The organism is Sphingobium chlorophenolicum (genome assembly GCF_000722875.1).
GTDB lineage: Bacteria > Pseudomonadota > Alphaproteobacteria > Sphingomonadales > Sphingomonadaceae > Sphingobium > Sphingobium chlorophenolicum.
This window is the reverse complement of record NZ_JFHR01000056.1, coordinates 21,201-33,253: the sequence shown is the minus strand read 5'-3', so window position 1 is coordinate 33,253 and position 12,053 is coordinate 21,201. Positions and strand designations below refer to the sequence as shown.

At 61.2% G+C, this 12,053-nt stretch carries 12 protein-coding genes; 7 read left to right on the top strand and 5 right to left on the bottom strand.

Going from position 1 to position 12,053, the window contains the following annotated elements:
• Positions 1-227 precede the first annotated feature (227 nt).
• Positions 228-614: a winged helix-turn-helix transcriptional regulator gene (locus BV95_RS18400; protein WP_037455468.1), complete on the top strand. Its 387-nt coding sequence runs from the start codon at positions 228-230 to the stop codon at positions 612-614.
• A gap of 141 nt (positions 615-755) precedes the next feature.
• On the opposite strand, the gene BV95_RS18395 is transcribed toward BV95_RS18400, so the two are convergent.
• Together BV95_RS18395 and BV95_RS18390 are read right to left on the bottom strand one after the other, a co-directional pair.
• Positions 756-1,424, bottom strand: coding sequence for a nitroreductase (locus BV95_RS18395; protein ID WP_202901578.1), 669 nt, complete (start codon positions 1,422-1,424; stop codon positions 756-758).
• A gap of 147 nt (positions 1,425-1,571) precedes the next feature.
• Complete coding sequence (locus BV95_RS18390; protein WP_051749879.1) at positions 1,572-1,940, bottom strand: putative quinol monooxygenase; 369 nt, start codon at positions 1,938-1,940, stop codon at positions 1,572-1,574.
• A 216-nt stretch (positions 1,941-2,156) separates the two neighbouring features.
• Here BV95_RS18390 and BV95_RS18385 point away from each other — a divergent pair, with 216 nt between their 5' ends.
• The 5 genes from BV95_RS18385 (at position 2,157) to BV95_RS18365 (ending at position 6,278) form a co-directional block, all read left to right on the top strand.
• Positions 2,157-3,791, top strand: a complete 1,635-nt coding sequence (locus tag BV95_RS18385) for an FAD-dependent monooxygenase (protein ID WP_037455462.1) — start codon at positions 2,157-2,159, stop codon at positions 3,789-3,791.
• The gene (locus tag BV95_RS18380) at positions 3,788-4,207 is read left to right on the top strand and encodes a nuclear transport factor 2 family protein (RefSeq protein WP_037455459.1); all 420 of its coding nucleotides are present in this window, start codon (positions 3,788-3,790) and stop codon (positions 4,205-4,207) included. The genes BV95_RS18385 and BV95_RS18380 overlap by 4 nt, the downstream gene beginning before the upstream one ends.
• A gap of 47 nt (positions 4,208-4,254) precedes the next feature.
• Positions 4,255-4,644 carry a nuclear transport factor 2 family protein gene (locus BV95_RS18375; RefSeq protein WP_037455457.1) on the top strand — a complete coding sequence of 130 codons (390 nt, stop codon included), beginning with the start codon at positions 4,255-4,257 and terminating at the stop codon, positions 4,642-4,644.
• 172 nt (positions 4,645-4,816) lie between these two features.
• Entirely contained in the window at positions 4,817-5,389 is a 573-nt protein-coding gene (locus tag BV95_RS18370) for a VOC family protein (protein ID WP_037455454.1), read from the top strand.
• Positions 5,390-5,570: 181 nt separating this feature from the next.
• Positions 5,571-6,278, top strand: coding sequence for a TetR/AcrR family transcriptional regulator (locus BV95_RS18365; RefSeq protein ID WP_037455451.1), 708 nt, complete (start codon positions 5,571-5,573; stop codon positions 6,276-6,278).
• A gap of 279 nt (positions 6,279-6,557) precedes the next feature.
• On the opposite strand, the gene BV95_RS18360 is transcribed toward BV95_RS18365, so the two are convergent.
• Genes BV95_RS18360 through BV95_RS18350 form a run of 3 tightly spaced genes read right to left on the bottom strand, consistent with a single transcriptional unit; the run spans position 6,558 to position 8,943 of the window.
• Positions 6,558-7,379 (bottom strand): SDR family NAD(P)-dependent oxidoreductase, encoded by an 822-nt coding sequence (locus BV95_RS18360; RefSeq protein WP_037455448.1) that lies wholly within the window; start codon positions 7,377-7,379, stop codon positions 6,558-6,560.
• A 28-nt stretch (positions 7,380-7,407) separates the two neighbouring features.
• The gene (locus BV95_RS18355; RefSeq protein WP_037455445.1) at positions 7,408-7,743 is read right to left on the bottom strand and encodes a hypothetical protein; all 336 of its coding nucleotides are present in this window, start codon (positions 7,741-7,743) and stop codon (positions 7,408-7,410) included.
• 9 nt (positions 7,744-7,752) lie between these two features.
• On the bottom strand, positions 7,753-8,943 hold the full coding sequence (locus tag BV95_RS18350; RefSeq protein WP_234703239.1) for an aromatic ring-hydroxylating oxygenase subunit alpha: 1,191 nt from the start codon (positions 8,941-8,943) through the stop codon (positions 7,753-7,755).
• A 488-nt stretch (positions 8,944-9,431) separates the two neighbouring features.
• Here BV95_RS18350 and BV95_RS18345 point away from each other — a divergent pair, with 488 nt between their 5' ends.
• Positions 9,432-11,948 (top strand): TonB-dependent receptor, encoded by a 2,517-nt coding sequence (locus BV95_RS18345; RefSeq protein WP_051749877.1) that lies wholly within the window; start codon positions 9,432-9,434, stop codon positions 11,946-11,948.
• Positions 11,949-12,053: the final 105 nt, after the last annotated feature.

Sequence of the window (12,053 nt, the reverse complement as noted above, 5' to 3'; positions counted from 1 at the left end):
GCCGAACGGCCTCGGTCCCCAACTTTACCGGGAAGCACGGGGCGAACCCGCTCCCACTGCTCGTCGCTTAATCCGTGTCGATCCAAGATGGCGCTCCCTTCGCCAGTCTTGAATCCGATCCGCGCGGAAAAAGGAATCCCTTAAATGTCCACACGCCTTAAGAACGAGGCAGAAATATATGTCGAAACCATATCCGCAAGGCGGCACATATAGTATACCGAGGTAACATGTTTGATACCGACACAGCGCATCGTCCGACGAACGAATGCCTCAAGATTACCGAGGTTCTGGCCCGCGTCGGGGACAAGTGGAGCATCCTCGTCATCGGCCGGCTGGGCGATCGGAGCATGCGATTCAATGAATTGCGCCGTTCGGTGGAGGGCGTGTCGCAGCGCATGCTGACCCTGACCCTGCGCGGTTTGGAACGCGATGGCCTGATCACGCGGACGGTGACGTCATCGATCCCGCCCCGCGTGGATTATGAGCTGACCGGCTTGGGCCGTTCCCTGCTGGTCCCGGTCGAGCAACTGGCGCGCTGGGCGCAGGAACATCGGCCCACGGTCGAGATTGCGCGGCGCGAATTCGATTCGAAGATGACGGCCGATACGGTCTAGGCGGTGGTGGAGGGGAAATTCGGAGGTCGCGCCCCATTCCCCTCCACCACGCTTCGCGCGGTCCCCCTCCCCATCTCCCGATGGGGAGGAATAGGACAGGTGCGCTAACCACCCAAAACCACCCAGTCCGACGGGACTACCTTACCCGTAAAAATAATGATTTTCGGCGATAGGCGCGCGATCCGTGCGCGTCTGATTTGCCGGATGATTGGGGTCTTCGAACCCGAACGCGATGCCGAAGAGCAGCCTCAATTCCTCATCGACGCCAAGGACGCGCTTCACCACGTCCGCATGATGGCTGAGCGCGCCCTGGGCGCAGGAAGCCAATCCTTCGGCCGAAAGGGCGAGCATCAGCGTCTGGGCATACATTCCCACATCGGCCGCCTCCCGCCAACCGGCCCATGGAGGCAGGAAGATGAAGGCGGCATGCGGCGCATCGAAGAATCGGAAGTTCCGGATGAAGCTGGCGCGCCGCGCCTGCCGGTCTTCGCGCCCCACGCCGGTAGCCGCGAACAGCGCCTTGGCGGCGTCGATCTGCCTGGAGCGATATATGCCCGCATATCCCTCCGTCAGTTCGAAATCGGGCCGCACCTCGCTGCGATCTGTGGCTGCTCCTTCCAACGCCTGCCGCATTTCCGCGGCTTTCCCGCCGGAGACGATGTGCACGATCCAGGGCTGGACATTGCAGTTGGACGGAGCAAGCTGCGCGTTGGAGAAGATTCGCCGCATCTGATCCGCCGGCACTTCGGCGGGCATGAACCCCCTGACGGAGCGGCGTCGCGCAAGCAGCGCCGTCAACATCTCGTCCATGTCCGACATCCTTTTTCTCCCTTGACCGGCGCGATGGCCTGTAATCGATTTCGGGAGGCGGAGCCAAGAGCGGATTGAGCGCAGTGTCCAATTACTGTGCTATGGATCAGTATGCCTCAAGGCCCTGTATGTTCGGTCGGACGGTCATCACGCGGGCCCGTCGGTCGGCAGCATGGCGCTATACCATTCGGCCGTGGGGCGCAGCCAATGGGCCTCCGCCGGTTTCGCCAGCAGGCTGGGCAGCGTCCGTGCATAATCGGCGCGATAGGGCTTTACGGTCTCCTCCCGCATGAAACGCTCGCGGGTTCCCGCCCAGATTTCGTAAAGGACGACATCGTCGGGATTTTCGTCGTCCGTATGCACGATGATCGTCTTGCAGAGGGGGTCGGACGCAATGCCTTCCAAAACCGGTTTGACCAGCGCGAGATATGCCTCCCGCATGCCTGGCTTCAGGGTGAAACGTACATAGATGACGAAATGGTCGCCAGCGATCCGGCGTCCGGACAATGCGCTCATGATGGACTCGCCCGATTGGTTGATGGTGCGGAACGGCGCGAAGGATTGGCCTGTCCCCGCGCAGTTCCTATCCAATCCGCCGGAACCGCACAAGGCGGTGCGTCGCAGCCCCCTGGACACGTCGCCGACATTATTCCTATCGACACCCCATAGAAACTGTGCAAAAGATCAATAAATAAGACGGCGATGGCCGGAATGCCGAAGCGGGAGGATTGATTGAACAGCGCTTCTACCCAGATTTTCATTGCCGGGGCGGGTCCCGTCGGCATGACGCTTGCGCTGGAACTGGCGCATCATGGCGTCCGGTCGGTCATCGTCGAGCGCAATGCGACGACCACGCGCCACCCGAAGATGGACCTGACCAACGGCCGCAGCATGGAGCTGTTCCGCCGGCTGGGCGTGGTCGATGACCTTCGCGCCGCCGGCGTGCCGCCCAGCGAAGCCCTCGACGTCATCTGGGCGACAAAGGGCACCGGCCATGTCCTGCACCGCTTCGCCTATCTTTCTCCGGACGAATATCGCCAGCGCGCGCGGACGAACAATGACGGCACGGCGACGCTGGAGCCGCCGATGCGCGTGTCCCAGGTCGTGCTGGAGCCGGTGCTGAAGGCGCAGATCGAGGCCAATCCCCTGATCGACGTGCGATATGGATGGGCCTTCGAATCCTTCGATCAGGACGGCGACGGCGTCACCGTGACCATCGCCAGTTCCGCCACCGGCGAAAAGGCGACCGTCCGCAGCGACTATCTGGTCGGGTGCGACGGCGGCGGCAGCCGGGTGCGGCAGCAGGCTTCCATCGCGCTGGAGGGGCAGCATGCGGTCGCAGAAGCCTATATGGTCCATTTCCGCTCGACCGATCAGGAGGTTCTGGGCAAGTTCGGGGCATTCTACCATCTCCAGACCGGTCTCGGCACGATTGTCGCGCAAAATGGCAAGGATATCTGGACCCTTCAGTCACTGGCGCCGCCCGACACCGATCCTCATGACATATTGACGCGGTTCATGGGCGCTGAGTTCGATTATGAGCTTCTGGTCGCCAATCCGTGGACGCCCCATGTGGTGCTGGCGGAAACATATCGGAACGGCCGGGTCTTCCTGGCGGGCGACGCCGCGCATCAGGTCATTCCGACCGGCGGCTACGGGATGAACACCGGCATAGGCGACGCCATCGATCTGGGCTGGAAGCTGGCGGCGGTGGAAAATGGCTGGGGCGGCGATGCGCTGCTCGACAGCTATGATGTCGAACGGCGTCAGATCGGCGAGCAAAACCGCGCCGCGGCGATGCGGCATCTGGAACTGAGGCTGGCCATCACCGAATGCATCGAGCAGGCGGAGGCGGCGCACGATCTGGACGCGCCCGGATCGGCGGAGGCGCGAGAGGCGCTGGGCGCGCGGATCGCCGCGTTCGGCAATGCCGAAAATGAAAGCTGGGGCATCGAATATGGCTTCCGCTACACGGGTTCGTCGGCCATCGCGGACGAAGGTTCGGCGCCGCCTTTCGATCCGCTTGCGTGCCCGTCCTTCGCGGTCGTCGGCGGGCGGCTCCCCAGCTATTATCTGAGCGACGGGCGGCCGTTGCTCGATTGCCTGGGCCGGGAAATGACGCTGCTTTCGATCGGGAAGCATGATCTGGGCGATCTGGAAGGGGCGGCGGGCGAACTGTCCATTCCCCTGCAAATCGTCAGGCTGGACAATGAAGCCATCCTCGAACGTCTGGGCGCCGGTCTGATCCTCGTTCGGCCGGACCAGCATATCGCCTGGTGCGGCGACGACGCTCCGGCCGACTGGTCCGGCCTGTTGCGCCAGCTTTCCGGGCAACCGCTCCACCAGCGGTCGAGGGAAGTCGCATGACGGACCTGGCCATATTGGAAGCGCGGCTTGAGTGCGCGCGCATCGTCGCGGCATTTGCCTATCATGTCGATCATCGCGAATTCGACCGGGCGGCCGCGCTGTTCGCCGAGGACGGCGTTTTCGAGCGCCCCGATCTCCTGGCCACGGGCCGCGCCGAAATCGCGGCGATCTGGGAAGGGCGTCCCGCGCATGTCGTCACGCGGCATTTGTGCGGCATCCCCCATTTCGCCGCGATCGGCCCGGAAGAGGTCGAGACGGTGACCTATTTCACGCTCTACCATCTGGAACATGAGGGCGAGGGCCTGCCGAAGGCGGGACCGACGGCGGTCGCGCAATTTCACGACCGCTTCCGCCTGACGGCGGAAGGGTGGCGAATTGCGCATCGTCGCGGCGTTCCGGCGATACTGGGCGCCTGATCGAGAAATACCATTCCTATGATGTCGAAGCTTTGAGAGGAGGCGAAATGGCTGCTGATGGGAGGGCCGAGGCTCTGGCGGTTGCCGAAGCTATTACCGCGGCGTTTGCGCGCAAGGATGTAAAGGCCTTTGCCGATCTCTATGCGTATGACGCGACCGTCTGGCACAATAATGACGGGCTGACGCAGGGCAGGGAAGAAAATCTGGCCTTCGTCGCGTCGATCGTCGGCCTGTTCGAGGACATCCACTATGCCGATATCAAGCGGCTGTACACGGATGAAGGCATCATCCAGCAGCATGTCGTCAAGGGCGTTCTGGCGGATGGGCGCAAAATGGAGGTTCCGGCCTGCCTCATCATGCGGATCGTGAACGGGAAGATCGCCCATATCGACGAATATGCCGATCCCGCCCCCTTTCATGCGCTGCTACATAATTGACCATTAGCACAGTAGTCATTAGGTGGGGCGCGAGCGCCTGTGCTCTGATCGGGCGGATGCTCCGGGAGACGGGCTGAAACGGAGAGATGGTGGATAGGGTTCCTGTCCGCTCTTGAACCGTTTTTTGATCGAGATGGATGGATATTGGCCCGCGGGCTTACGGGAGATAATGATGATTTCGGCACACCCGAACAGGAATTTGCGCATAGCTCCGGCCCGGATGGCGCATTTCGTCATTCGCACCAATCGTTTCGAGGAAACCCTCCGCTGGTATGAGAGGTTTTTCCTGGCCGATACGGTATATTCGAAGAATAATCTCGCCTTCCTCAGTTTCGATGACGAGCATCACCGAATTGCCATCGGCGATCTCAATGGATTGGGGGATTCGGTCGAGAGCGCTTCGGCTATCGATCATGTAGCCTTCTCCTTCGACAGCCTGCATGATCTCATGTATAATTATGAAAGGCTGCGCGACGACGGCATCGCGCCCATTTATGCGATAAACCACGGCCCCACGACATCGATCTATTATGCCGACCCGAACGGCTGCAAGATCGAACTCCAGGTGGATAATTATCCCACCTCAGCGGAGGCGCGGGACTTCTTCTTCTCGCAGGCGTTCCATGACAATCCCATCGGCGTCTTCTTTGACCCCGAAGCCTTGCTCGCCAAGTTCAAGGCGGGCGAGCCCGTTGAGGAACTGCTCAAGCAGGGATCTGTCCCCGCGGTAAAGCCGGCCCTCTGATCTCGGGCGGGCCGTCCTCGCGCCGGTGCGCGGATATGAGGCGGCCCGGCCTTGTTCCAGGAAAGGGTTCGGAACGTTCCAGCGCGGCGCGCATTCGGCCAAAAGGGGTTTCTTCGTGCATTTCGCGGAAATCTCGCTAGAAATGCGTCGAATTTTTCTGTGTTTGGAGCGATTATTCTAGATGAGCAGCGGTAAGGCACGCGCCCCCATCGAACAGGGGACCGAGGAAGCGGAAAAGGCGGCTCATCCGGCGAAAACCAAGCGGGTTCGGCGGCGGCAGCCCGAAGAGGTGAGAGCTCGGATCCTGCGGGCCGCGCTGAACGCCTTCGCCAATTTCGGCTTCGATGGCGCCTCCACCCGCGCCATCGCCGCCGACGCGCATGTTTCCATATCCCTGCTGCTTTACCATTTCAGCTCCAAGGACGAGCTGTGGAAAGCGGTCATGACGGATATCATGGACCATATCCGGCAGGCCCGCTCCCCCAATGGCGACATACCGGGCGCGACCGCCACAGAGAAGTTGAAGCTCCTTATCGATCGCACAGTACGATTTTTTGCCGAATATCCCGCTCTCCACCGTCTGATGACGCTGGAGGGGCATCAATTGAGCGATCGGCTGATCTATCTGTGCGAATCTTACGTGAAGGATGAGTTTCGCATGTTGTGCGGGCTGATCCTGGATGCCCAGAAGGAGGGCACCGTCATCGACGTCGATCCCGCCAGGCTGCGGATCGCCATCACCGCGGTGGCGGCCGTGCCCTTTTCGGTCGCGGCGGAATATCAATATCTGACGAAGCAGAGTCCATTCACGACCAAGGAGATTGAAGGCACGATCGACATGATCAATCGCCTAGTCTTCAAATCACCGGAACATATCGTCAATATGTAGGCGGGCGAGCGGTTCTGGCGGCGTCAGCCCCGGGTCCGACGGGCCGCCAGGGCTGAAGTTGATACAGCCTAGGCTGTGTGACAAATTCAAGACTCGCTGGCTGAGTGATATGGGTGGTTTGCCGTTATTCCCCCTACCGCAGGCGGGAGGGGGTTAGGGGGTGGGCTGGCGCGACATTCGCGTTGTTTGCAACGGCTAAGCCAGAAGCTCGCTTCGCTCGCGCCCACCCCTAACCCCTCCCGTTTACGGGAGGGGAATGTCTTGGATCGTCCACGCGCCCTATTCGATGCCCAGGTTGCGCCTGAGCCAGCCATGGGCGGCGGGCGACGTGGGCAGGTGCGCCATGGTGCCGCCGTCGACGGGCAGGCAGTGGCCCGTGACGTAACGGGCATCGTCAGACGCCAGGAAAGCGACCGCAGCCGCAATATCCTCTGGCTGGCCGAGATAGGGCGTCAGGCAATTTTCCTCATGAATGGCTTGCAGTTCGGGGTGCATGGCCGTTTCCACGATCGGCGTCATCACCAGGGCCGGGGCGATGGCGTTGCAGCGGATTCCCTGCTTGCCGAAATGCGTGGCCACATATTTGGTGAGCTGGATCACGGCTGCCTTCGACGTGCCGTAGGATACCTGCCATGCTTCGCCGCCTAGGCCCATGGTGGAACCGGTGTTGATGATCGATCCGCCGCCATTTTCCAGCATGACGGGAATGGCATATTTGCATCCCAGCATGACGCTGCGCACGTTGACGGCCATGACCCGATCCCACAGATCGGCCGGGATGGTGACTACCGACAGGTCCAGCGGCGTGATTTCCGGGTCCAGAAGCGCCGCGTTGTTATGCAATATGTCCAGCCGGCCGAAGCGGGCGACGCTTTCGTCCACCATGGACTTGATCGCCGCTTCCGATTCGACGTCCACCGCCATCGCAGCGGCCGTGCCGCCGGCTTCCCTGATCGATGCCGCGGTCGCCTCGGCCGCCTCGGCCCTGAGGTCGGTGACAATGACGCTCGCGCCCTCCTGAGCCAGGCGGCGCGCCGACGCCCGTCCAATGCCGGAACCGGCAGCGGTGACGATGGCGACTTTTCCAGACAGTCTGTTCATTGTCTCTCCTTGTGAATTTCGGCTCTGATCAAGCAGGGGCGGGGCCGCGCACGATCTGCACGGCGGGGTTGAAGGCGGTGCCGGGGGGCGCAAGCTCGCCATGATGCTCGACGGACAGGGTGACGTGCGCCAGCGCCATCAACAGCTTGTAGAGGTTGGCGGCCTCCTCCGGCATGTCGTCCAGCGGGACGGTGTCGAGATAGGCCATCATGTCCGTGGCCCTGGGCGCCAGGGCGTCGTAAAATGCCTGCACGCCGTCCATGCCGGCGGCGAAGCGTTGCCGGTGCCGTTCCTGAACATCATCCTTCGCCCATTGCGCGACAAAGGGCAGAAGATCGGCAAAGCCGTCGGGAAGAAGAGCCATGATTTCCTCTTATTGCAGGGCGTCGGCGACGGTTTCGGCGCGCAGCCATTTTTCGATCTGTTGAACGGAATGGCGGATCGACACTTCGCTTTCCGAAAGCTGCATGCCCTTGGTCGCGCCGGAATCGATGCCGCGCTGCGTGCGTTCCACATTGCCCAGATCTTCGTAGATGACGTCCACGAACCAGGCCATCATATATTCCAGTTGGAAACGTTCCCGGATATTGGTCGGCTTCGGAAAATAATAAGTGGCGCGGTGCAGGCATTCGTTGACGCTGACGGGCCAATATTCATGCGTGAACTGTCCGTTGAAGCCCGCATCCAGGTTCAGATTGGGGAATATGGTGCTGGCGTCCATCGACCAGCCCGGCTGCTTCGTCGGATTGACCGCCGGATGGCTCATATATCTGGCCGAAGCCTCCAGCACTTCGGGTCTGTAGATTGACGGATCCCTGGCGAGCGCGACGATCGGCTGGTCTTCGCGAGGGGTGTCCTCCGCATTGCCGAACATGGAAATGGTGCGATGCGGCCCGAAAAATTGAGCGTCCAGCAGACGCCCAAAGGGATTTTCCCGATTCGAGAACATCGATTTGATGGTCGTGCGATGGATGGAGGGGATATGATAAGCTTCCACGAAGGCGTCCGCGACCACCTTCCAATTGCATTTCAGCCGCGTTTCGATGACGACTGAACAATCCAGGTTGATGGCCTCAACGCCGTCATAATAGTCTTTGAAGCTGCCGAGAAATTCATCCAGGGAGACTTCGGGCTTTTCGGCCAGGTTGATGAATATCCAACCGTTCCAGATCTCAAGCGCGACCGGCGGAAGGCCGCATTTCGACTTGTCCAGTTCCAGGAACATTTCCTGGTCCGGGACGCCGCGAAGCGATCCGTCATTGTTGAAGCTCCAGCCGTGATAGCGACAGACCAGCGCCGGGGCGTTGCCCTCTCGGCGGGTTTCGACCAGATTGGCGCGGTGCGGGCAGACATTGTGAAAGGCGCGGACCTGCCCGTCCTTGCCCCGGATGATCAGTATCGAGGCGTTGCAGATCTCCACTTCCCGGACGAGGAAATCGCCCGGTTTTGCGACTCGCTCGACCCGCCCCATGAACAGCCATGCGCGGCGGAACACCCGCTCGCGCTCCAGCGCGAACAGTTCGGGAGAGCGATAGGATTCCAGGGGGACGGGTCCATTGTCCATGCCCCCCCTGGCTGCGAAGGATGCGGGTTGCTCATTTCCTTCCAGCGGCAAAATTTCTGCTTGGCCCCTCATATCGGCTCATCCTCTCCATTGGCGCGTCGCGTCGATGATGCGTGGTCGCGGCGGATTCGCACATTTTCATGTCTCCGCCTGCTGATTGATCGAGTCCGGCCATCCCGGAAAGGACGTACCTGTTCACTAGATCAATACATGGGCCCGCGTGGCGTGACAAGCCGGATATGCTCCCGATCATCTTCATGCGGCGGAAAGCCCATGGGGAATGGCTTGCATTTTCCTCATTCCAAAGGAGAATGCCGCTGATGGGACCGGGGCTCCCGGAATCGAATTCCACTGCTCCAATAATTTATCTTGATTCATAACTGATCGTATGCTCAGTATATGGCCATCGGCCGGCACAAGGCCTGGGCTGTGCAATTATCATTCCGCCAATTCGTAAGGCGATAAAAAATTGGGGAGGAGTTAAGGTAATGTACCACATCGGTATGGTTCGAAGCGCGCTCGCCGCATCGATTTCAGCAATAGCTTTGGCCGGTTCGACCATGGCCTGTGCGCAGGAGGCATCGGCCACCGACGGCGCGTCCCAGAATACCGGCATCACCGATATCGTGGTCACCGCGCAGAAGCGGTCGCAGTCGATCAACTCCGTCGGCATGTCCATCACCGCCGCGACGGGCGACGCGCTGGCCGATCGTGGCGTGCGCAGCGTGGACGATCTGGCGAAGGTCGTGCCGGGCTTCACCTATCAGCCGTCGCCTTATTCCACCCCCGTCTACACGATACGCGGCGTGGGCCTCTACGACAGCGGGCTGGCGTCTTCCCCCGCCGTTTCCACCTATGTGGACGAGGTTGCCCTTCCGTTCCCGGCCATGACGCCGGGCGCGACGCTGGACGTGGAGCGCGTCGAAATCCTTAAAGGTCCGCAGGGCACCTTGTTCGGCCAGAATTCCACCGGCGGCGCGATCAACTATATCGCGGCCAAGCCGACGTCCGAACTGGCGGCCGGCGGGTCCATTTCCTATGAGCGTTTTGGCCTGGTCGACGCCACCGGCTATCTTTCCGGGCCTTTGAGCGACACCGTCCGCGCTCGCGCCTCCGTGCGCGTCGTGGAGGGCGGCGCATGGCAGTATAGCGTCACGCGCCCGCAGGACCGGCTGGGCGACAGCCATCAGCTTTACGGTCGCCTCCTGGTCGACTGGGACGCTTCGGATCGCCTGACCTTGCGGCTGAACGCCAATGGTTTCCGCGACAGATCGGACCCCCAGGCGCCCCAGCTCGATCAGAATCTGATGAACATCGTCGCCGCGCCGACGACGGCCAATCCCTTCGCCATCGTCGATCCGGCGGCCTTCGCCGTCCGGACCAACCCGGCCAGCGCGGGATATGACACCAGTTTCCTTGCGCGCCAGCAACTGCTCTATGCGCGAATGGCCGGGGCGGAAGGCCCTGCTCTGCAGGCCGGAACCATCAAATATCTGGGGGCCCCCACCGTTCCGGAAAATGCGCGGGCCGCGGACTGGACGCCGGAATATCCGCAGTCCATCGACCGGAAATTCTATCAATTGTCGTTGCGCGCCAACTATAATCTGACTGACAATATCGACCTGATCTCCATCACCGCCTATCAGGATCTGCGCAGCAACCTGTATCATGACATGGACGCGACGTCGGTGTCCGCGCTCGACTATCATCAGTTCGGGTCGGTCAAGGCTTTCAACCAGGAAGTGCGCCTGGTCGGGTCCAGCTCGGCCTTCAACTGGATCGTCGGCGCGTCCTACGACTATAGCAAGCAGGACGAGAACGCCAATCCGACCATTCCCTTCCTGTCGCTGGCGGAGGCCGTTCCGGGCCTGCCCTTCTACACGTTCAACGCGAATCTGAAGCAGCGCGTCAACAGCTATGCCGCTTTCGCCAATGGCGAATTGAAGCTGACCGACAATCTGACCTTCCAGGCCGGTATTCGCTATACCGAAAGCAGGAGGACGGCGGATTATTGCTCGGCCGACATCAGTCCTGAGCAAAATCTGTCGACCACCTTCACGGCTCTCCAGCAGATCTTCACCAGTCTGGGATTGAAGACGACCCCGGTCGTTCCCGTCGGCTTCGCCCAATGCTATCAGTTGAAGGCCGATCTCACGCCGACGATCACGCCCGACAAGCGGCGTCTGAACGAAGACAATGTTTCCTGGCGGGTCGGCCTGAACTACAAGTTCGACGGCGGCGCTCTCGTCTATGCGAACGCCAGCCGCGGTTTCAAGTCGGGCATGTTCTCGCCGATCGCGGGATCGACCGTCTCGCAGTCCGAACCCGCCGTGCAGGAGCGGCTCGACGCCTATGAGGGCGGTTTCAAACTACCGCTGCTGAACCGCCGGCTCCAGTTGAACGGCGCGGCCTTCTACTACGACTATCGCAACAAGCAGATACGCGCCCGCAAGCTCGACAATATCTTCGGCCTGCTGGAAAGCCTGGTCAACGTTCCCAAGTCGCGGGTCTGGGGTCTGGAAGGCGAAATCGTCGCGCAGCCCTTCACCGGCCTCAACCTCTCCCTTGGGGCGACCTATCTGAAGTCGAAGGTCAAGGGCAGCAACGTGACCTTCTACAACCAGAACGGCTATATCGGATCGTTCGAGGGGTCGCGCCTGCCCTATACGCCGACATTCACCGGCGTCGCGGACGCCCAATATGAATGGACGCTGGGCGATCTGAAGGCGCAGATCGGCGGAACCGTCAATCGGCACAGCAGCAGCAACGCCACGCTGGACACGGATACGCTGCCGGGCGATCCCTATGCCCTGGACGCCTATACCACGCTCGACCTTCGCGCGGGGCTTGGCGCGGCGGACGATAGCTGGCGGGTTTCGATCTTCGGCCGGAACGTCACGAACGAATATTACCGGACGACGGTCGCCTTCTCCAGCGACGCCCGGTATAGATATGCGGCGCGTCCGGTCACCTATGGCGTCACTTTCACCGCCAAGATCAAATAAGGGGATCGACCGGCGTCGCGCCTGCGCGATGCCGGTCCTTTCCGGACGCAGCTACGCAGGAAGCGGGCCGCCCGTTTCCTGCGTAGTCGCGCAAATATGAATTTG